Origin of the sequence: Methylobacterium sp. J-070, assembly GCF_022829385.1 — a bacterium.
Lineage (GTDB): Bacteria > Pseudomonadota > Alphaproteobacteria > Rhizobiales > Beijerinckiaceae > Methylobacterium.
The window spans coordinates 28,527-49,475 of the sequence record NZ_JAKSXX010000123.1 but is presented as its reverse complement, the minus strand read 5'-3'; the positions used below and the strand labels follow the sequence as shown (position 1 = coordinate 49,475).

The window sequence follows — 20,949 nt, the reverse complement described above, 5'->3', positions numbered from 1 at the left end:
TCTCGCCCGATCTGGGGCCGGGATCGCATGGCGGCGACCCCGGCCGGGTCTTCTCAGGCCCGGCGCAGGCGCAGGCCGAACAGGTGCAGCAGGCCCGCGAGCAGGCCGCCATAGACCAGAGCCCCGACGAGGCCGAGCACCGCCAGGACGGCGATCTCGCGCCCGTGCGGCAGGGCCGGCACCAGAGCCTGCACGAGGCCCTGGCCGTATATGGCGACCACAGCGAGCCCCAGGCAGGCGAGCGCGACGCCCGCGACGGTCAGGCCCAGGGTGCGCCCCGGCGCCGTCCAGCCGCGGCGCTTGGCGAGCGCCAGCAGCAGCAGCAGGTTGACCCACTGGCTGACCGCGGTGGCCAGCGCCAGCCCGGTGACGCCGTACGGTCCGGTGAGCCAGAGCTTGAGGGCGACGTTGACCCCGATCGCTGTCAACGAGGCCCAGAGCGGGGTCTTGGTGTCCTGGCGGGCGTAGAAGCTCGCCGTCGCGCTGCGCACCAGCACGACGGCGGGCAACGCGAACCCGTAGGCCGCCAGCACCGAGGCGGCCCGGGCCGCGTCCTCGGCGCCGAAGGCGCCGCGCTGGAACAGCGCCGCCATGATCAGGTCCGGGATCGTGAGGAACGCGACGGTGAACGGGGCCGACAGGGCGAGGGAGAAGCCCGCCGCCCGGTTCTGCGCCGCGTGTGCGCCGGCAACGTCGCCGGCGGCGATCCGCCGGCTCATCTCGGGCAGCAGCACGGTGCCGGCCGCAATCGCGATCACCCCGAAGGGCAGCTGATAGAGCCGGTCGGCGTAGTAGAGCGCCGAGACCGCCCCGGTGGGCAGCCAGCTGGCGATGATCGTGTCGGCGAAGGCGGCGATCTGAAAACCCGCGGAGCCGATCACCGCGGGCCCCAGCACCGCGAAGAACCGCTTCAGCGCCGGATCGAGCCGCGGCACCGCGAGGTCGGGCATCACGCGCGCCCGGCGGCAGCCCCACCACAGCAGGCCGAACTGCAGCACACCCGAGACCGCGACGCCCCAGGCGGCCGCGTAGGCGGCGTTCGGGAACAGGAAGCTCGCCGACAGGGCCGCCAGCATGGCGAGGTTGAGCAGGACCGGGGCGCCGGCCGCCACGGCGAAGTGCCGGTGGGCGTTGAGGATGCCCGACAGCAGCGTCACCAGGGTCATGAACAGCAGGTACGGGAAGGTGATGCGGGTCAGCGCCACCGCGAGCTGGAAGCGCTCGCCGTCCTCGGCGAAGCCCGGCGCCAGGGCGTGCACCACCCAGGGCATCGCCGGCAGGGCGAGGTTCAGCAGCACGAGCTGAACGATCAGCATCAGGGTGAAGACGCGGTCGGCGAACCGGTGAGCCGCACCGGGGGCGCCGCTCTCGGCGAGCCCGGCATAGGCCGGCACGAAGGCGGTGTTGAACGCGCCCTCGCCGAAGATCGCGCGGAAATGGTTGGGCAGCCGGAACGCCACCACGAAGGCGTCCGCCATCGGCCCAGCGCCCATCACGGCGGCCATCACCACGTCGCGGGCGAAGCCGGTGACGCGCGAGACCAGGGTCCAGCCGCCGACCGAGAGGATGGAGCGGATCATCGGAGGCAAACCGCCCTTTTCACTCTGTAGGCTAGGGTGTTCAAACGCCGACCTGGGCAAGGCGCGCCGCCCTCCCACTCCCGCACGGGAGAGGGAAGCCGCGCTTCATCCGGCACGCGCGGTCCAGCCAGATGTCGAAGCCGGAAGCCTCTGCGAGGGGGGAGAGGGCTCGGGGTGTCGAGAGCGTCCTGCGACCCGATGCGATCCTGCGGAACAGGCTGGAAATGACCCGGGACCCCGGCACAGACCGGGTCGGCCCGATCCGGCGCATCAAGAGCCGGTTTCGGCGGCCACCTCAAGGGCACCGCGGACACAGGGTCCGCGGTGCCGACTCACGGATACCGGATCAGGCGGTCGCCTCGCCGTACATCTTCTCCACGTGCTCCCAGTTCACGAGGTTCTCGATGAACGCCTTCAGGTAGTCGGGCCGGCGGTTGCGGTAATCGATGTAGTAGGAGTGCTCCCACACGTCGACGCCGAGGATCGGCTTGGCGCCGTGGACCAGGGGGTTCTCGCCGTTCGGGGTCTTCATGATCGCCAGCTTGCCGTCCTTGACGGCGAGCCACGCCCAGCCGGAGCCGAACTGGCCGATGCCCGCCTGGATGAAGTCCGCCTTGAACTTCTCAGGCCCGCCCAGATCCTCGTCGATCTTCTTCGCGAGCGCGCCGGGGATCGCGCCGCCGCCGTTCGGCTTCATCCACTGCCAGAAGTGGATGTGGTTGTAGTGCTGGCCGGCGTTGTTGAAGAGCGGCTGATTCGTGTTGTAGGCGGCCTTGACGATCTCCTCGACGCTCTTGCCCTGGAGATCCGTGCCCTCGAGCAGCTTGTTGCCCGTATCGACATAGGCCTTGTGGTGCTTGTCGTGGTGGAACTCGAGTGTTTCCTTCGACATGTACGGCCCCAGCGCGTCGTAGGCGTAGGGCAGTTCCGGCAGGGTGAAGGTCATCGCATCTGTCTCCGCTTGGCAGGGAACGGCCTCGTCCCCGGCGGGGGCTCCCGAGTCGAGAGCCCGCTAGGTAAGTCGGCGGCCGCAGGACGGCAACGCCGTTCCGGGCCGGTCCGGCGCGAAGGTCCGGGAATGTCGACCGGCGGAGGGCGGACCGGGCCGCACCGGGACCGCCGGCGGATGACCGGCCTATTCCGGTATCCCGGATCGGCTCGTCGGGGGGTTTTGCAATATGACGGCTAGGCCTTACTGTGTGCCACGCCTTAAGCGCCGGCGATGAGCCGGCCTGTGCCAGAGAGTATCATGATCGCTGCGCTGTTCGCGCTCGCCGCCGCCATGGCCATCGGGGGCTGCGCCGCCGTGGTCCAGGGTTTCCCGTATGTGCGCCTGGAGAGCGGCCTCGCGATGGTCATCGCGGGCTCGGTGGCGGCCTCCTCGGGTGCGGTCCTGTTCGGGCTCGGCGCGCTCGCCCTCGGCGTCCGCCGGGTCGAACGGGCGATCGGACAGGGGCCCGCCTCCGGAGCGCGGGCGGCGGACGGACCCGACCTGGAATCCGCCGAGGCTGGCCGAGCCCGGCTGCCGCCGGTCCTGCCCTCCGCACCGGCCTTCATCGTCCCGTCGGTGGTGGAGCCGCCCTTCGATCCCGAGCGGCCCCGGATCGACCTGAACCCGCAGCTCCGGACGGACGATCCCCCGACGCTGCCGGCGGAGGCCGCTCCGTCCGAGCCGGCGCGATCCCGATCCCCCCAATCGAAGCCCAACCGGACCGAGCCGGATCTGGGAGTCCCGGCCCCGCCGGTCGTCGCGCGGGATCCGGGCGTTCAGCCCAAGCCGGATGCGCCGGCGCCCCGGGACGCGAGCACCGCCGAGGACGACCTGTTCGCCGGGCCCAAGGCGGTTCCGGGCGCGAAGGAGGAGCCGCCGGCCCTGCGTTCAAGCCTGGACGCGGCGCCCGGGTCGGCTTCGGCCACCCGCACCGTGGTCGGACGCTACGCCTCCGGCGGCAACACCTACGTGATGTTCGAGGACGGCTCGATCGAGGCGGAGACGCCGCAGGGTCGCTTCACCTTCGCGTCGCTGGACGAGCTGAAGGCCTTCGTGGACGGCGGCGGCGAATCCGGCACCCGCGGCGCGGCCTGACCTGTCCGACAGCGCGCGGTGCCGCCGCCGGGTCGTCCGGCCGGCCGCCGGCTCAGACCAGCGGGTTGAGGCTGTCGTTGCGCGGCGGGATCGGGGCCCGCATCGTCAGGGAGAAGCCGCCGACGGCGTAATCGGTCGTCACCTCGGCCTGGACCTGCGTGATCAGGACCCGCTGCAGCAGGCGCGAGCCGAAGCCCTGCCGGCTCGGCGGCTCGACCGGGGGGCCCCCGGTCTCGCGCCAGGAGAAGCGCAGGATCCCGGCCGGGCCGCCCGGCTCCAGCGACCATTCCACCGCGACCCGCCCCGTGCGGTTCGACAGCGCCCCGTACTTGGCGGCGTTGGTGGTGAGTTCGTGGATCGCCATCCCGATCGGCACCGCAATCTCGGAGGGCAGGTCGATCGCCGGCCCGTCGAGGCTGATCCGGCCCTCGGCGCCGCCGTCCGGCATCACCTCGGCGTAGGGCTTCAGCTCGTTGAGCAGGAGGTTCGACAGCGAGGCCGTCTGCCACGTGTCCTCGGTGAGCACCGAGTGGGTGTGGGCCAGGGATTTGATGCGGCCGACGAAGGCCTCGTAGAAACTCTCGATGCTCGACGCCGTCCGGGCGGTGGACCCCACGATCGCCTGCACGGTGGCCAGGGTGTTCTTCACCCGGTGATGCAATTCGCGGATCAGCAGGCTCTGGCGCTCCTCCGCGTGGCGCCGGTCGGTCACGTCGGCCACCACCCCGATCAGGCGGCGCGGCAGGCGGTCCGGGGCGTCGCGCTCGAACCGGCCGGCCATGTCGATCATCCGCCACGCCCCGTCGGACTTGCGGCGGATCCGGCCGCCGATGTGCAGGATCCCGTCTTCCCGCAGCGCCTGGGAGATCGCCCGGCGCACGGCCGCGCGGTCGTCCGGGTGGAGGATGTCGTTGAGGAACTCGGTCTTACCGATGGTGCCGTCCTCGGGGGCGTGCCCGAAGATCTCGTACATGTGCTCGTTCTCCCAGATCGCCTGGTCCTCGAGCATGTGCCACTCGAAGATGCCGAGCTTGGCGATCGTGGTCGCGACCCGCAGGCGCTGGTCGCGGGACAGGATCTCGTCCCGGGCCTCGACCCGCGTGGTGATGTCCTGGATCACCCCCACCGTGACGGCGGGGGCGCCGTCGGGCCCCGGGATGGCCTGACCCCGCACCCGCAGGATCACCGTGCGCCCGGCCACCGTCGTAGGCGTGTCGAACTGGTAGGGCTCGCCGGTGCGGGCCGCCTCGGCGACGGCCGCGCTCAGGCGCGCGAGCTCCACCTCCGACAGGCCGGTCTTCAGCTCGTCCCACGACACGGAGCGGCCCGGCGGCCGGCCCAGGATCCGGGCGGCTCGCCGCGAGAGCGTGAGGAGGCCCGTCGCCCGATCCCAGCGCCATTCCCCGAGGCCCGCCGCCGCGAGCGCCTCGCGGTTCGCCTCGGAGTGGGCCGCCGCGTCGACGTCGACGGACTCGACCGCGAGGGTTCTGCCGGAGCGGCGCACCCGCACGTCGAGGGCGCCGCCATCGGCCCGGCGCCAGATCTGGAGGCCGTCGCGAAGGCCCTCCCCCTCCCCATGCAGGAGTTCGGCGGCCGGCCGGCCGGGCAACGTGCCCGGCGCCCAGCCGACGAGATCGTGCGCGGCCCGGTTGGCGGCGGTGATGACGGTCTCGTCGGACGACAGCACGACGAGACCGATGGCGGCATCGTCGAAGCCGGTGCGATACGGATCGTCCGCCGCCGGATCCTGCCCAACCCGCTCGTTCACTCGGAAGAACCCTCGAACGCGCCGTGGCGCGCCCCCGCAGGAGTGAGCCCCCTTGCCCGGCGCGATCCGAGACCGCGACGGCATGTCAGGATGGCCTCCGAGCATGACCGTTGCAAGGTGTTCCGCCTGGTTGCGGCGACCCGCCCGTCCGGACTCACCGCGGCAGCCGGACGAACTCCAGGTAGGTCGGCCGGCGCCCCGCCTCCAGCGCCTTGGCCTCGTAGCGCGTGCCGGGCCAGCCCGGGAAGGGCTGCGTCCAGTCCCGCGCGCTCCGCGCCGTCCACCGCAGGGCCGGGCAGCGCGCGGCCCGCGCCAGCGTCCAGCCGGCGTAATCGTCGATGTCGCTGGCGAAGCGGAACAGGCCGCCCTCCTTCAGGACCCGGCCGATCTCGGCCAGCGACGCCTCCGAGACGAAGCGGCGCTTGCGCTGGCGCCGCTTGGGCCAGGGGTCGGGGTAGAGCAGGTAGACGCGCTCCAGGCACGCATCCGGCAGGCGCGCCAGCAGCGCGGTGACGTCCTCGTCGCGGATGCGGACGTTGCGCAGGCCCCGCGCCTCGATCGCGGCGAGCAGCTTGACCACGCCGTTGACGAAGGGCTCGGCCCCGATGATGCCGATCCCGGGATGGGCCTCCGCCTGGGCCGCGAGATGCTCGCCGCCCCCGAAGCCGATCTCCATCCAGATCGCGTCGGGCGGGGCCGCCATCGCGGGGAACAGGCTGCGCGGGTCGAGGGGTCGGTCGCCGGGCGGCAGGGCCACGCGGAGGGCCGGCAGCAGGTCGGCGAGACGGCGCTCCTGCTGACCGCGCAGGCGCTTGCCCTTGCGCCGCCCGAAGAAGGCGCGCTCCGGCTCCTCGGCCGTCTGAGGTCCAGGGGTGTCGGTATCCACCGGCTCAGTCTACCTTGGAGATGAGACGCAACCCTATCCCGGAGCCCTGCCAATGGCAGCGCCCGGAGCGTCGCCGGAAGGGGCCCGGACCCGGCGCGAAACGGCACGATCCGCCGCACGGCCTCCGCGGAACGCCGCCTTCCGGTCGGACGCGTCGCGCCGTCCCGGATCGCGTTCCGCTGGCGCTTCGTACATCCGGGAACGGGGGCGGCGCCGGACGCACCGCCCGCCCGGTTTGCCCCAGGCCCGGCGCGCTCCGGAGCCCGGCCGGCGCTCCCGGACGATGCGGGGCGGAAGCCGCCCTCAGGCGAGGGCCGACTTCAGCTTCTCGGCGAGGTCGATGCGCTCCCAGGAGAAGCCGCCGTCGGCCTCGGGGGCGCGGCCGAAATGGCCGTAGGCCGCGGTGCGCGCGTAGATCGGCTTGTTCAGGCCGAGCGCCGTGCGGATGCCGCGGGGCGAGAGGTCCATGGCGTCCATCAGCACGCCCTCGAGCTTGGCCTCGTCGACCTGGCCGGTGCCGTGCAGGTCCACGTAGATCGAGAGCGGCTTCGAGACGCCGATCGCGTAGGCGAGCTGGATCGTGGCGCGGCGGGCGAGGCCTGCGGCCACGACGTTCTTGGCGAGGTAGCGCGCCGCGTAGGCCGCCGACCGGTCGACCTTGGTCGGATCCTTGCCGGAGAACGCGCCGCCGCCGTGGGGCGCCGCGCCGCCGTAGGTGTCCACGATGATCTTGCGGCCGGTGAGGCCGGCATCGCCGTCCGGGCCGCCGATCACGAACTTGCCGGTGGGGTTCACGTGCCAGGCCGTGCCCTCGCCGACCCAGCCTTCCGGCAGGGCGCGGCGGATGTACGGCTCGACGATGGCGCGCACGTCCGCGGAGTCGAGGGACTCGTCGAGGTGCTGGGTCGAGAGCACGATCTGCGTGACCTCGACCGGGCGGCCGTTCTCGTAGCGGACGGTGACCTGGCTCTTGGCGTCGGGGCCGAGCTTGGCGGCGTCACCCTGCTTGGCCCGGCGGGCGTCGGCGAGGTCCTTGAGGATCCGGTGGGCGTAGAAGATCGGGGCCGGCATCAGCTCGGGGGTCTCGTCGGCGGCGTAGCCGAACATGATGCCCTGGTCGCCCGCGCCCTCGTCCTTGTTGCCGGCGGCGTCGACGCCCTGCGCGATGTCGGCCGACTGGGCGTGCAGGTGGATGGCGACGTCGTTGTTCTTCCAGTGGAAGCCCGACTGCTCGTAGCCGATGTCCTTCACGGCCTCGCGGGTCAGGGCCTCGAGGTCCTTGAAGGTGACCGAGTCGGGCCCGCGCACCTCGCCGGCGATGACGACGCGGTTGGTGGTGGCCAGGGTCTCGACGCCGAGACGCGCCTCGGGCATCGCCGCCAGGTAAGCGTCGACCACCGTGTCCGAGATCCGGTCGCAGACCTTGTCCGGATGCCCCTCGGACACGGATTCGCTGGTGAAGAGGTAGTTGGAACGCGGCATCGGACGGACGGCCCCGGCTTCACAGGCACGCCGGTGCGATCACGGCGTTTGACCCTTCATGGGGTCCGGGTTCTCGCACTCGCCCGAGTCACGGTCAAGACGGATCACCGAACGATTCCGCTATAACGGACGAGCCGGATGAAAAATCGGCCGCTCCGGCGGGCGTCCACGTAGTCTCAACCGTTGAGCTTGCTCTCCAGCGCCCGGATGGCCGCAGCCACGTCGCGCCGCGCCTCCTCGGAGAAATTCTCCGTGATGTGCCGCCCCAGGATCTCGGCCAGTTCCTTCAGCCGCCCCTCCCCGAGGGACGCCTGCTCCGGCTCGCTGAAGCCCGGCGCGATGAAGTCGTCGTTGCGCGGCATGCCCTTGAAGAAGTAGTCCATCGGCACCCCGGTCATCCGGGAGAAGATGTCGAGATGGACGGCACTGATCCGGTTCGTGCCCTTCTCGTACTTCTGTAGCTGAGCCGCAGACATACCGAAGCTCTGCGCGACGCGGCGCTGCGTGAGGGACGCCTTGCGCCTCTGCTCGGCGATGCGCTGCCCGACATAGACGTCGCGCTGATCGGTTTTCTGGCCCGCCATGAAGAGCTCGTCCACCCCCGCGCCGTGATTCCCACTGGCAAAGCTTAGCGCCGCCCCGGGATTTTGTCACCGGCACTGCGGCCACGCAGTGAACGATTTCCGCCGCCGCCGGGGCAGAGGACGATCAAGATCGAGAGGGTGGTGTCCCCGGCAGGGCTCGAACCTGCGACCCCAGGTTTCATACCACTTCGACTTTCGCCGCCGCATCCGTCGCGGGACGCGTTCGTGGTCTGGACTATCCCTTCACCCTGGGCGGGGCTCGCGCCCGGCCGGTAGGTGCCGCCCGTCTAGTCTCTACACCTTCCCGCGGGGCGCGGGCTTGGCTCGGGATCGGCAGGGCTCCGGACGACGCGCGCCGGTGCCGGGAGCTTTCCCCGACTTTGAGCGGATCCGCCGCGCGGTTTCCCGGCGCGACGCCCAATTGAACCTGTCTAGGAAACCTGTGCTCTGTCCAGCTGAGCTACGGAGACGACCGCGGGCTCCTTAGCATCCTCCACGCCCCAGGCCAAATGCCGCCGGTGGACAGGCGGCGCCGACGCGCCATGCTGCGCCGGGGCGTTCGAAGGGCGGACCGATGGAACCGGCCGGGGGGTGGCGCGGGGCGGCGCTGATGGCGGCGCTCGCAACGGTGCTCGCGGGGCCGGTCGGGGCCGCCCCGCGGACCGGCGCGCCGGCCTGCGCGGCGGGTCCGGCGCGCGCCGAGATCCTGTCGGGCATCGGGCCTCGGGGCGAGATCCTGCTGGGGTCGGGCGCCCGCGTGGTGCCGGATTCCCTGCGGTGGCCGGATGTGCCGGAGGCCGCCGCGGCGGCGCAGGCCTGGCTGGTGGCCCGGCGCGGCTCCGCCGTCACGGTGGTCCCCCGCGGGCAGCCGGACCGCTGGGACCGGGCGCGCGCCGATATCCAGATCGCGGACGGCGACGACGATCTGGCCGGCGGCCTGATCGGCGCGGGTCTCGCCCTGGCCGACGCGAACGAGGCCGATTCGCTCTGCCGCCCGGCCCTGCGCCTCGTGGAGGCGGCCGCCCGGGCGCGGAGGCTCGGCATCTGGCGCGAGCCCCTCCCGGCGGCGCAGGACGGGCCGGCCCTCCGGGCGCTGGCCGGACGCTTCGTGATCGTGGAGGGTCGCGTGCGCCACGTCGGCGAGCGCGGCGCCCGCACCTATCTGGACTTCGCGCCCCCCGGCGCGGACGCGCTCACGGTCACCGTATCGAAACGCACTTGGCGAATGGTGCACGCCCGTGGTTTGAGTGCGGCCTCGTCCGAGGGCCAGCGCGTGCGCGTGCGCGGCATCCTGGAGGTCTGGCGCGGCCCGACCCTGGAAGCCGGCGCCGACGCCATCGAGGTCCTGGGCGAGTCGGACCGGCCGGAGGCCGGGCCGGAGGGGGAACGGGAGCTGCGGCGCTGATCGCGATGGGCGGGATCACGGGGCAATTTCGGTCGGCGGCGCGGCGCGCGGGCAGCGTGACGGCGTCCGGTCTCCTGCTGGCCGGCCTGCTCGGCGCCTGCGTGGCCGACCAGGGCGACGCGACCGTTCGGCCGGCCGTGGTGCGCGTGCCCGCGGAGGCGCCGCGGACCACCGGCCGCGAGCGCGTCGCCGACGCCGACCACCTCAAGCTCGTGGCGTCCTTCGGCGGCGAGGCGCGCGCCCCCGGCGTGACGCGGATGCTGACCGAGGTGACCGACCGTCTCGTGAAGGCGAGCGACCGGCCCGATCAGGCCTACGCGGTGACGCTCCTCGACAGCCCCGTGGTCAACGCCTTCGCGCTGCCGAACGGGCGCCTCTACGCGACCCGGGGCCTGGTGGCACTGGCGAGCGATACCTCCGAGGTCGCGGCCGTGCTGGCCCACGAGATGGCCCACGTGACCCTCAACCACGCCACGGCCCGCAGCGAGCTGGAGTTGCGCTCGGCGCTCGTCAGCCGCGTGGTGGCCGACGTGCTGAACGATCCGACCACCGGGGCGCAGCTGCAGAGCCAGTCGCGTTTCGCCCTGGCCCGCTTCTCCCGCGAGCAGGAGCTGGAGGCGGACGCCACCGGCGTGCGGACGCTGGCCAAGGCCGGCTACGACCCGTTCGCGGCCGGCCGCTTCCTCACCGCCCTCAACCGCTCGACGGGCCTGAAGGCCGGCAGCGCCGCCGAGCCCGACATGCTGGCGACCCATCCGGGCACCGCCGAGCGCATCACCCAGGTCACGCGGGCGGCGCGCCGCATCGGGGCGCCGGGAATCGGCATCGACGACCGGGCCTCCTACCTCGCCGCGGTGGACGGGCTCGCCTACGGCGACAACCCGCGCGACGGTGCCGTGCGCGGGCACCGCTTCATCCATCCCGGCCTCGGCATCGCCTTCGAGGTTCCGGACGGCTTCGCCCTGGAGAACACCCGCGCGGCCGTGCTGGGGACGACCCATGACGGCAACCGCCGCCTGCTGTTCGACCAGATCGACGCCAAGGAGGGCCAGTCCCTCGAGGCGGTGCTGAAGGCGAGCTGGAACGACGCATTCGATCCGGCCGGCTTCGAGACCCGGGACGTCGGCGGCCACCCGGCGGCCTTCGCGCTCTCGCGGGGCAAGGACTGGACCTTCCGCCTCGCGGCGATCCGGATCGGCGATTCGACCTACCGGATGATCATGGCTGCCAAGGGCGCCACCGATCCAGACCCGGCCTTCCGCCGCTGGACCGCGACGCTGGGCGCCGTCTCGCCCGACGAGACGGCCCTGCGTCCCCTGCGGCTGCAGGTGGTGCAGGCGACCTCGGCCAGCGCCGAGGAGCTCGCCCGCCGCATGGCGGTGCCGGACCGGGCGCTCGACCGGTTCCTCGTCCTCAACGGGCTGGAGCGGGGCGCAGCCCTGGTGCCCGGACGCAGCTACAAGATCGTCGCGGAATAGCCGCCCTGCACGGCCGCGGCTTGCACGGGCACCAGCCCCGGACATCTTTCCGGGATCGTTCAGGGAGAGTGCCGTGATTCGATTCTTCTACAATCTCAGCCCCAACCCCATGAAGGTGGCCCTCTGCCTGGAGGAGATGGGCCTGCCCTACGAGCCGGTGCCGGTGGATACCCGCAGGGGCGAGCAGTTCGACCCCGCCTACACGTCCCTCAACCCAAATGCGAAGGTGCCATCGCTGATCGACGGCGACGTGACCGTGTTCGATTCCAACGCGATCCTGCTCTACCTCGCGGGCAAGACCGGCCGGTTCCTGCCCGAGGGCGAGGCGGTGCGGGGCGAGATGCTGTCGTGGCTGATGTTCGTGGCCACCGGCATCGGGCCCTTCTCCGGCCAGTGCGTGCATTTCCGCCACTTCGCGCGGGACGGCGGCGCCTACGCCACCGAGCGCTACGCGTTCGAGGCGCGCCGCCACTGGGGGATCCTGGACCGGCGCCTCGCTGACCGCGCCTATGTGCTCGGCGAGGCGTACACGATCGTCGACATGGCGGTCTGGGGCTGGGCGCGGATGGTGCCGTTCGTCCTCGGCGAGACCGCCTTCGCGGAGTTGCCGAACGTGAAGCGCCACCTCGACGCGGTCAGCGCGCGTCCGGCCGCCCAGGCGGCGGAGGCGCTGAAGGGCCGCCACACCTTCAAGGCGGAGATGGACGACGAGGCCCGGAGCATCATGTTCCCGGCCACGCGCAGCGCGGCCTGAGGGCGGCCCCGGCTCCCGCTCAGGGCGCGGGGGCCGTCACCGCCAGCATCGGAAGGGTGACGGAGACCATCGGGGCCGATGACCGGTCGGCGCCGAGCATCAGGCAGGCCGCGAGGCCGAGACAGAGGGCGAGACCGAGCAGCGAGGTCTCGAAGCCGCGGTAGACCCAATCCATGGCGGTCCCCTTTCGCGAGGGACCTGGAGGATGCGCCGGCCGGGTTAACGGATCGGTGCGCCGCCGCTCGTCCGCTCACCAGCCCGAGGCGACCAGGGCGGCCCCGGCGGCGATCAGCGCGACGCCGGTCCAGGCCGCGAGGCTCAGGCTCTCGCCGAGCAGCCCGGCGCCGAGGATCGCCACGAGAACGACGCTGAGCTTGTCGAGGGGCGCGACCCGGGCGGCGTCCCCCAGGGACAGCGCCCGGAAGTAGCAGAGCCAGGACGCCCCGGTGGCGAGCCCCGACAGGACGAGGAAGACGAGGCTGCGGCCGGAGATCTGCGCGAGGCCGCCCGCCTGCCCGGAGGCCAGGACGATGACCCCCGCGAAGACGAGGATCACGGCCGTGCGCACGAGGGTCGCGACGTCCGACTGAACGCCGGTCACGCCGACCTTGGCGAGGATCGCGGTGAGCGCCGCGAACCCGGCCGCGGCGAGCGCCCAGAAGCGCCAGGACTGGAGCAGATGACTCACGGGGACCCCATGCCGTTTCGTTCCGACCCCCTTAAGCACCGCCGTCCCCGCGCGTGAAGCCGGGAACGCCCGTTGCGCGACACCTGCCGATGTCGCCCGCCCCGGGTCGCTTCGCTGCACGCGCGATGACGGAGCGGGCGGGATCGGCCACGCGGTCCGAGGGGATGCCTATCACGCAAGGAAGCCGCCGCGCCGTGCGCGCGGCGGCTTCCCCGTCGAAGATCACCGGTCCCGAGACTGGCTGCCGCCCGCCCCGAAACGCCCCGATGTCAGAGCAGCTTGTCGATGGTGATCGGCAGGTCGCGCACGCGCCTGCCGGTGGCGTGGAACACCGCATTGGTGATCGCCGCCGCGGTGCCGACGATGCCGATCTCGCCGAGCCCCTTGACGCCCAGCGGGTTCGCCTTGTCCTCCTCGTCCACGAAGATCACGTCGATGTCGTAGATGTCGGCGTTCACCGGCACGTGGTACTCGCCGAGATTGTGGTTCATGAACCGGCCGATGCGGTGGTCGAGCATCGACTCCTCCTCCAGCGCCGAGCCGATCCCCATCACCACGCCGCCGAGGATCTGGCTGCGGGCGGTCTTCGGATTCAGCACCTTGCCGGCCGCGATCGCCGAGACGACGCGGGTCACCCGGACCTGCCCCAGTTCCTCGTCGACCTTCACCTCCACGAATATCGCCGAGTGGGTGTAGGCCTCGTATTTCTGGTTGAAGTCCTTGTCGGGCCCGGCCTGCTCGACCGCCTCGACCTTGTCGACGCCGGCCGCCTGCAGCACCTCGACCAGCGAGACGCTGCGGCTCGGGTCGCCCGCCACCGAGATGCGGCCGTCCGCGAACACGGCGCGGTCGAAATCGACGTTGGCCAGCGGCGAGTTCTCCATCGCTCGGGCGAGCTTGAACACCTGCGCGCCGACGTTGCGGCAGGCCTTCATCACGGCGGTGCCCGAGGAGGCCGCCGTCCAGGAGCCGCCCGCGACCGGGGCCTCCGGCAGGCGGGTGTCGCCGAGCTTGGTGGTCACCGATTCCATCGGCAGGCCGAGGGTGTCGGCGGCGATCTGGGTCAGGATCGTGTAGGTGCCGGTGCCGATGTCGCCGGTGGAATTGCCCACCGTCAGGCGGCCGTCCGGCGTCAGGGTCGCGATGGCGCTCGACGGCATCATCATGGCCTCCCAGATGCCGGTGGCCATGCCCCAGCCGACCAGCTCCCGCCCCTCGCGCATGGAGCGGGGCTCGGGATTGCGCTTCGCCCAGCCGAAGCGCTCCGCGCCTTGCGTGAAGCAGCTCTTCAGCGCCTTCGAGCCGAAGGGCTTGCCCTTCGCGGTGGCGTCGGATTCGGCGTAGTTCTTCAGCCGCAACGCGATCGGGTCCATCCCGGTCGCGTAGGCGAGCTCGTCCATGGCGGTCTCGATGGCGAAGACGCCGGTCACCGCGCCGGGCGCGCGCATGTCGCCCGGGGTGGCGGTGTCGAGCTTGGCGATCCGGTAGGTCAGGGCGACGTTATCGCAGCGGTAGAGCACGCCCGACCAGTTGACGATCACCTCCTGGTAATCCTCGAAGGTCGAGGTGCCCTGCACGGCGTCGTGCCGCAGGGCCGTGAGCGTGCCGTCGGGCTCGGCGCCGAGCGCGATGGTCTGGAGCGCCTCGCCCCGGTAGGTGAAGGACCACATCTGGTCGCGGGTCAGGGTGACCCGGACCGAGCGCTTCAGCTCCTGGGCGGCCAGCATCGCCAGGAACGCCTGGTATTGCGGGCGCAGGCCGGAGCCGAAGCCGCCGCCGAGATAGGGGTTGAGCACCCGCACCTGATCGGGCTTCAGGCCGAACACGTTGACGAGGTACTGGTGGCTGTTCGAGACGCCCTGGATCTTGTCGTAGACCGTGTAGGTCCCGTCCTCTTCCACCACCACCGTGGTGGCGTGCGGCTCCATCGGGTTGTGGTGCTCGTTGGCCAGGGTGTAGCCGCCCTGCACGCGGATCGGCGCGGTGCCGAACGCCTGGTCGGCGTCGCCCCAGGGTGCCGGCGGCGGCTTGATGCCCTCGCGCTTGGTGGGCGGATCGTAGGCGTCGCCCCGCGCGGCCTTGAGGTCGGTGACGGGCTCCTGGGCCTCGTAGCGGACCTGGACCAGCGAGGCCGCGTAGCGCGCGGCCTCGAAATCCTCCGCCACCACCAGGGCGACCGGCTGGCCGCTGAACACGATCAGGTCGTCGTATAGGGCGCGGAACGGCGAGCCGGGGGGCGCCACCGCGTCCTGGAAGTTCTTGTCGCGCCACGCGGTGCGGGGCCGGTTCTCGTGGGTGATCACCTTGAGGACGCCCGGTACCGCCTCGGCCGCGGCCGAGTCGATCGCGGCGATGCGGCCCTTGGCGATCGAACTCGACACGACGGCGCCGTAGGTGAGATCCGGGGCGGCGAACTCGCCCGCGTACTTGGCGAGGCCGGTGACCTTGGCGGGACCGTCGATGCGGCTGCGCGGGGTGCCGACGAAGGTATCGCGGCCGGTGGAGCTGAAGGTCTGGGGGCTGGCGGTGTCGGTCATGGCGGGCCCTACTGGATGCGCTTGTCGCTGAGCGACTGGGGCGTGCCCGCGGCGGCCTGTTCGAGGCCGCGCACGATGGCGCGCCGGGCGAGATCGATCTTGAAGCCGTTCTCCGATTGCGGCTTGGCCTCGGCGACGATGAGGTCGGCCGCCGCCTGAAAACTCTCCCGGGTGGCGGGCTTGCCCTCCAGCATGGCCTCGGCCTCACGGTTGCGCCAGGGCTTGTGGGCGACGCCGCCGAGCGCCAGCCGGGCGGTCTTCACCGTGTCGCCGTCGAGCTCGAGGCCGGCGGCCACCGAGACCAGCGCGAAGGCGTAGGACAGCCGGTCGCGCAGCTTCAGGTAGGTGAAGTGCTGCGGGAACCGGCTCTCCGGCAGGTCCACCGCCACGATGATCTCGCCCGGGGCGAGGTTGGTGTCCGTCTCGGGCGTGTCGCCGGGCAGGCGGTGGAACTCCGCGAACGGGATCGACCGCTCGCCCTGCGGGCCGCTCACCTGCACGGTCGCCTCCAGGGCGGCCAGCGCGATGCACATGTCCGAGGGATGGGTGGCGATGCACTTGTCGCTCGTCCCGAAGATCGCGTGGATGCGGTTCATCCCGCCGATCGCCGTGCAGCCGGAGCCGGGCTCGCGCTTGTTGCAGGGCGTGGCCACGTCGTAGAAGTAGTAGCAGCGGGTCCGCTGCAGCAGGTTGCCGCCGGTCGAGGCCGCGTTGCGCAGCTGCGCCGAGGCGCCGGCCAGGATGGCGTTGCGCAGGAGCGGGTAGCGCTCCGCGACGCGGTCGTCGTAGGCGACCTTGGCGTTGGTGGCGAGCGCCCCGATCCGCAGGCCGCCGGCATGGTCCTCGATCCGGTCCAGCGGCAGGCGGGTGATGTCGATCAGCCGGCCCGGCTTCTCGACCTCGTACTTCATCAGGTCGATCAGGTTGGTGCCGCCGGCGATGAAGCGCGCCCCGACCCCGAAGGCCTGCACCGCCTCCGCCACCGTGCCGGCGCGGACGTAGTCGAAGCGGTTCATCGGGCGTCTCCCTGCATGACGTCCTCGATGGCGTCGACGATGTTGGTGTAGGCGCCGCAGCGGCAGATGTTGCCGCTCATCGCCTCGCGGATCTCGTCGCGGGTGTGCGCGTGGCCCTCGTTCAGCAGGCCGACCGAGGAGCAGAGCTGGCCCGGGGTGCAGTAGCCGCACTGGAAGGCGTCGTGCTCGATGAACGCCTCCTGGATCGGATGGAGGGCGTTGCTGCCCTTGCGGTCGCCGAGGCCGGCGAGGCCCTCGACCGTGGTGATCTCGGCGCCGTCCTTCATCACGGCGAGCGTCAGGCAGGCATTCACCCGTGTGCCGTTCACCAGCACCGTGCAGGCGCCGCACTGGCCGTGGTCGCAGCCCTTCTTGGTGCCGGTGAGGTCGAGCCGTTCGCGCAGCAGGTCGAGGAGCGTGGTCCACGGGGCGACCTGAAGCGCGCGGCGCTGCCCGTTGATGGTCAGCGTGATGCCGATGGGCGTATCCGCCGACACGGGCGGCTGTTTCTCGAGAAGCATGGCGTGTCCACGGTCTGGGCGGCAGCGGGGTCGGGCGGGACCGGAGCGGTCCGGACGGGCCCGGTGGATGTCGTCGATAACCATTCCAATCTGCGCCTGTTCCGGGGCATGCTGTCTCAAAGGGGAGACTGAGGCCCAGCGCGAACTGCGGCGCTGTCATGGTTCGACGCCAAATCCGCCGAAGCTGATCCGCGCACCGGGACCGAACCGCTCGCGTCTTCCAGGGCAGTCAGCCAGGTTAGTCAGCCAGGGTAGTCATCCGCCGGCATGCGCCGCAGCGTGTGCCGGATGCCGTCCCGGCTTCTCGCAGTACCGGGGGGCAGCCCGTTCGACGCTGCAGGGCCGGATGCCGACCCTTCGGCATCTTGCCGTCGACGCATCGGCCTCCGTCATCGGAGCATGGATCGCCCAAGCAGACGTCGATACCGATCTCTCGTCGCAAGGATGAACGCAACTTCCAGGTCGCCGAAGAGTCCTAAACCGCGAGTGATCGCTGCCGTCGAGCAATAAATTTTTGAAATGTCGCACGCTTCAGGCGGCCGCTCTGTAACGCCCGGATGATGACATACGGCTGCATCATCGCATCCGTGAAAGAGTAGCGATAATTCCTCGCCTCCCCGACACGCGACAGAATCCTGCCTCTCTTGTCTTCGCAGAACTCGTTCATGTGGAACGCGAAGGTGGTCGGGGTGTAAGCGGGCTTCCGCGGGGCGATTTCCGAGAGTGGCGCGGACACCGCCGCTTGCTGAAATTGCCCAAGATCGTCCGACTCTGCCGGAGCACAGGCTGTCAGCACCGGCTCATAGAGCGTTTCTTCGTTCCTTTGACTGACGATTGCCGCAAGATATGCTTCAGTAATTGTTTGATCGACTTCTTTTATTGCCTCCTGAAGCCCCAGGAACACATCCTCGACATCGACAAAAACCTTCTTCTTCTGAATGGCGGCGAGCGCCGAATGCCGCCCGATCAGATGCGCATAATACGGCAATCCGCGCGACAGAAATGCCATTTGAAAGAGAGCTTCGTCATCACTTCTGAGACCGCATCGTTTATACCGCGTGGTGACGATAGCCTCCAATTCCGCCAAGCTCAGCCGGGGCATCTGAACTTGCTTCAACGCCCTTGAAATCGAAGCATGCTGCGCGATCAACTCACCAGCGTTGCCAGCAATTCCAACCAGTATGATCTTGGCGTGAATTGTGTGATCGGAAAACGATTTGATCGTCTCTGTCATCAAGATTTTGGTTCTCGGATCCGATATCTGATCGAATTCATCCAGTATAATGATTGGAATATCGTTGATTCTGAAATTACTTAGCTCGATTTCCACGTCATCTGGCGTGATCGTTTCGGGATAGAATTGATCCAAAGATCGCCGCTCGGCGTCGCTTTCTACCTTTACGCGACGAAAGACCTTCCGCCAGATTGCGGAGAAATCATTGTCGCCGCAGTTAACGTGAATCGAATGAATGCGCCTGGTATCGCTGTGCAGGCTGAGGTGAAACGTGTTCGCGATCGAGGTTTTACCTGCTCCTCGCTCGCCGTAGATCAGCGCATGCTCTCCCGAGCTGAGAACGATGCCGCGCAGCCTCCCGGCTTGGTCCTCTCGGCCGGCAAGATCGCCTTGGAGTTTGATAGGACTGCCGGGGCTGAAGGAGCCGTACACCTCGGCGGCCATCGCCGCCCAATCGTCCGAGGCCATGCTTTTGCCCATCGCAGCTTCGTTTTGCCCTGCCACCGGCGAGCGTAGGCTCGCAATTTCACAAAATAAAGCCCGGAGGGCATGCGTAAATGCGGGTCGCGTAAGCGGAGGGCAGTTTCAGACGGCGCCGGTCGAGCCGACCGTGTGTTGCCGCCCCTGCCCGACCTCGGCTAACCCTCGTCCCGAGCCAACCCCGCCGCACCCCGGAGCCCCCGATGGCCGCGCTCGACGCGATCCTCAACGACATCGACACGGACCTGGAGAACGCCCTGGAGCGGCTGTTCGCCTTCCTGCGGATCCCGTCGATCTCCACCGACCCGGCCTATGCCGGACCGTGCCGCGAGGCCGCCGCGTGGCTCGCCGAGGACCTGACCGCGCTGGGCTTCGAGACCTCCGTGGAGGAGACCTCGCTGCATCCGGTGGTCCTCGCGACCAAGCCGAAGCCGGGCGCGCCGCACGTCCTGTTCTACGGGCATTACGACGTGCAGCCGGTCGACCCGCTGGATCTCTGGACGACGCCGCCCTTCGAGCCGCACATCGCCGACGACGGCCAGGGCAGGAAGACGATCGTCGGGCGCGGGGCCTCCGACGACAAGGGCCAGGTCATGACCTTCGTGGAGGCCTGCCGGGCGTACATCGCCATGAACGGCGCGCTGCCCTGCGGCGTCACGATCCTGATCGAGGGCGCCGAGGAGAGCGGCTCGCAGGGCCTGCCCGAGTGGGTCGCGGCCAACCGCGAGCGCCTGGGCTGCGACGTGGTGCTGGTCTGCGACACCGGCATGTGGGACCGGAAGACTCCGGCCATCACCTCATCCCTGCGCGGGCTCGCGTATTTCGAGGTGAAGGTCACCTGCGCCGACCGCGACCTGCATTCGGGCTTCTTCGGCGGTGCGGCGCGCAACCCGATCCACGTGCTGGCCAAGATCATCGCCGACCTGCACGATGCCGACGGGCGGGTGACGATCCCGGGCTTCTACGACGGCGTGCACGAGCGTCCGCCGGAGGTGCTGGAGCAGTGGCGCGGCCTCGGCCTGACGCCGGAGACGCTGCTCGGGCCGATCGGCCTGAAGGAGCCCGCAGGCGAGCGCGGGCGGATGCCGATCGAGCTGGTGCAGTCGCGCCCCTCCTGCGACGCCAACGGCATCATCGGCGGCTATACCGGCGAGGGCACCAAGACGGTGATCGCCTCCACGGCCTCGGCCAAGGTCTCGTTCCGCCTCGTGGACGACCAGGACCCGAAGCGGCTGGCCGAAGCGTTCGAGGCCTTCGTGCGCGCGCGGGTTCCGGCGGACTGCAAGGTCGAGGTCATCACCTACAAGGGCTCGCGGGCGATCAGCCTGCCCTTCGACATGCCGCAGCTCGGCGCCGCCAAGGCGGCGCTGCAGGACGAGTGGGGCGTGCCGGCCGTGACGGTGGGCGCCGGCGGCTCGATCCCGATCGTCGGGGACTTCAAGCGGATCCTGGACCGCGACACCCTGCTGATCGGGTTCGGCCTCGACGACGACCGGATCCACTCGCCCAACGAGAAGTACGACCTGACGAGCTTCCACAAGGGCACGCGCTCCTGGGCGCGGATCCTGGCGGCCCTCGGGGACGGCTGAGCTCAGCGGGCCTCCGTCGCCCGCATCTTCGCGTCGATCCAGGTCCAGAGCGCCCGGATCTCGTCGGCGGCGGGGCTCGCCGGGGCGTATTCGGTGACGCCCAGGCCGGTCGCGAGCGCGTCCTGATGGTCGACCCGGTGGATGATGCCGGGGTCGGCCAGCACCCCCAGGGCCCGCAGCTGCGACGCGTAGGCGCTGGTGCGCGGCGACGGCGGCGCCGGGCACTGGTTCAGCACCAGGGCGAACCGGCCGCGCAGGCCGACATCCATCAGGATCTGGAGCGTCGGACGCGCCGCCACGATGTCGAGCCGGGACGGCCGCACCGGCATCAGCACGAAGTCGGCGTCCTTCAGGGCCGGCGCGAGCCCGGCCGAGCTGCCCGCGGTGTCGAGAACGGCCAGCGTCCGCCCCTCCTCGGCGAGGACGCCGAGGATCTCGGCCAGCTGCCCGATCTCCCAGGGCTGGATCCGGTCCACCGCGACGGCATCGCCGCTGCGCAGCGCCCCCCAGCCCGCCAGCGAGCCCTGCGGGTCGAGGTCGAGGGCGGCCACGCGCTCGCCGGCCTCGGCTGCCGCGACCGCCAGGGAGGCCGCCAGCGTGGTCTTGCCGGTGCCGCCCTTCTGAACCGCGACGGCCAGGATCCGCAGCGACCCGCGGTCCCCCCGGGTCGGAGCCCCGGGCTCCCGTTCGGATCCTTGGGGATCCATGCCCCTCCCGCCTGTCAATCTCGAAGCCGACCGGCGCCAGGGTCGGCGATCCGGGAAACCTCCGCCCGGAATCCGGTCCAGCGCCGCCCCTGCGAGCAGCCCGCACCCGGGTCCCGTGACGGTCCTTGTAGAGCGGGCATCGTGACGGCCAGAT

The 20,949-nt window shown here is 70.7% G+C and carries 18 protein-coding genes; 5 read left to right on the top strand and 13 right to left on the bottom strand.

What is annotated here, in order from left to right:
* Positions 1–53 precede the first annotated feature (53 nt).
* A complete protein-coding gene (murJ, locus tag MKL01_RS10620; RefSeq protein WP_243905183.1) occupies positions 54–1,580 on the bottom strand; it encodes a murein biosynthesis integral membrane protein MurJ in 1,527 nt (508 codons plus the stop codon).
* Positions 1,581–1,926: 346 nt separating this feature from the next.
* The gene (locus tag MKL01_RS10615; RefSeq protein WP_243905182.1) at positions 1,927–2,526 is read right to left on the bottom strand and encodes a superoxide dismutase; all 600 of its coding nucleotides are present in this window, start codon (positions 2,524–2,526) and stop codon (positions 1,927–1,929) included.
* Positions 2,527–2,829: 303 nt separating this feature from the next.
* On the opposite strand from MKL01_RS10615, the gene MKL01_RS10610 reads away from it, so the two are divergent.
* Positions 2,830–3,666, top strand: coding sequence for a hypothetical protein (locus tag MKL01_RS10610; RefSeq protein WP_243905181.1), 837 nt, complete (start codon positions 2,830–2,832; stop codon positions 3,664–3,666).
* 52 nt (positions 3,667–3,718) lie between these two features.
* Here the strand turns inward: MKL01_RS10610 and MKL01_RS10605 are convergent, their stop codons facing one another.
* The 4 genes from MKL01_RS10605 to MKL01_RS10590 form a co-directional block, all read right to left on the bottom strand.
* Positions 3,719–5,434 carry an HWE histidine kinase domain-containing protein gene (locus MKL01_RS10605; protein ID WP_243905180.1) on the bottom strand — a complete coding sequence of 572 codons (1,716 nt, stop codon included), beginning with the start codon at positions 5,432–5,434 and terminating at the stop codon, positions 3,719–3,721.
* A 154-nt stretch (positions 5,435–5,588) separates the two neighbouring features.
* Positions 5,589–6,320 (bottom strand): tRNA (guanine(46)-N(7))-methyltransferase TrmB, encoded by a 732-nt coding sequence (locus MKL01_RS10600; RefSeq protein WP_243905179.1) that lies wholly within the window; start codon positions 6,318–6,320, stop codon positions 5,589–5,591.
* A 303-nt stretch (positions 6,321–6,623) separates the two neighbouring features.
* Positions 6,624–7,802, bottom strand: a complete 1,179-nt coding sequence (metK, locus tag MKL01_RS10595) for a methionine adenosyltransferase (RefSeq protein WP_243905178.1) — start codon at positions 7,800–7,802, stop codon at positions 6,624–6,626.
* A gap of 176 nt (positions 7,803–7,978) precedes the next feature.
* Positions 7,979–8,386, bottom strand: coding sequence for a helix-turn-helix domain-containing protein (locus MKL01_RS10590; protein WP_243905177.1), 408 nt, complete (start codon positions 8,384–8,386; stop codon positions 7,979–7,981).
* Positions 8,387–8,996: 610 nt separating this feature from the next.
* Between MKL01_RS10590 and MKL01_RS10585 the strand changes: the two genes are divergently transcribed.
* From MKL01_RS10585 to MKL01_RS10575, 3 genes are all read left to right on the top strand, one after another.
* Positions 8,997–9,791: a thermonuclease family protein gene (locus MKL01_RS10585; RefSeq protein ID WP_243905176.1), complete on the top strand. Its 795-nt coding sequence runs from the start codon at positions 8,997–8,999 to the stop codon at positions 9,789–9,791.
* A 5-nt stretch (positions 9,792–9,796) separates the two neighbouring features.
* Entirely contained in the window at positions 9,797–11,269 is a 1,473-nt protein-coding gene (locus MKL01_RS10580) for a M48 family metalloprotease (protein ID WP_243905175.1), read from the top strand.
* Between the two features lie 73 nt (positions 11,270–11,342).
* The gene (locus tag MKL01_RS10575) at positions 11,343–12,023 is read left to right on the top strand and encodes a glutathione S-transferase family protein (RefSeq protein ID WP_243905174.1); all 681 of its coding nucleotides are present in this window, start codon (positions 11,343–11,345) and stop codon (positions 12,021–12,023) included.
* Positions 12,024–12,042: 19 nt separating this feature from the next.
* On the opposite strand, the gene MKL01_RS10570 is transcribed toward MKL01_RS10575, so the two are convergent.
* The 6 genes from MKL01_RS10570 to MKL01_RS10545 all read right to left on the bottom strand — a co-directional run bounded on the left by MKL01_RS10570 (position 12,043) and on the right by MKL01_RS10545 (position 18,499).
* Positions 12,043–12,198 (bottom strand): hypothetical protein, encoded by a 156-nt coding sequence (locus tag MKL01_RS10570; protein ID WP_243905173.1) that lies wholly within the window; start codon positions 12,196–12,198, stop codon positions 12,043–12,045.
* A gap of 75 nt (positions 12,199–12,273) precedes the next feature.
* Positions 12,274–12,711: an EamA family transporter gene (locus MKL01_RS10565; protein ID WP_243905172.1), complete on the bottom strand. Its 438-nt coding sequence runs from the start codon at positions 12,709–12,711 to the stop codon at positions 12,274–12,276.
* A 269-nt stretch (positions 12,712–12,980) separates the two neighbouring features.
* Positions 12,981–15,248 (bottom strand): xanthine dehydrogenase family protein molybdopterin-binding subunit, encoded by a 2,268-nt coding sequence (locus MKL01_RS10560; protein ID WP_243905171.1) that lies wholly within the window; start codon positions 15,246–15,248, stop codon positions 12,981–12,983.
* Between the two features lie 8 nt (positions 15,249–15,256).
* Positions 15,257–16,264: an FAD binding domain-containing protein gene (locus MKL01_RS10555; RefSeq protein WP_243905170.1), complete on the bottom strand. Its 1,008-nt coding sequence runs from the start codon at positions 16,262–16,264 to the stop codon at positions 15,257–15,259.
* Positions 16,261–16,785, bottom strand: coding sequence for a (2Fe-2S)-binding protein (locus tag MKL01_RS10550; protein ID WP_243905169.1), 525 nt, complete (start codon positions 16,783–16,785; stop codon positions 16,261–16,263). Before MKL01_RS10550 ends, MKL01_RS10555 begins: the two co-directional genes overlap by 4 nt.
* Before the next feature lie 475 nt (positions 16,786–17,260).
* Entirely contained in the window at positions 17,261–18,499 is a 1,239-nt protein-coding gene (locus MKL01_RS10545; RefSeq protein WP_243905168.1) for an ATP-binding protein, read from the bottom strand.
* Between the two features lie 203 nt (positions 18,500–18,702).
* On the opposite strand from MKL01_RS10545, the gene MKL01_RS10540 reads away from it, so the two are divergent.
* Positions 18,703–20,088: a M20/M25/M40 family metallo-hydrolase gene (locus MKL01_RS10540; protein WP_243905167.1), complete on the top strand. Its 1,386-nt coding sequence runs from the start codon at positions 18,703–18,705 to the stop codon at positions 20,086–20,088.
* A 2-nt stretch (positions 20,089–20,090) separates the two neighbouring features.
* Here the strand turns inward: MKL01_RS10540 and MKL01_RS10535 are convergent, their stop codons facing one another.
* Positions 20,091–20,795, bottom strand: a complete 705-nt coding sequence (locus MKL01_RS10535; RefSeq protein WP_243905166.1) for a ParA family protein — start codon at positions 20,793–20,795, stop codon at positions 20,091–20,093.
* Positions 20,796–20,949 lie beyond the last annotated feature (154 nt).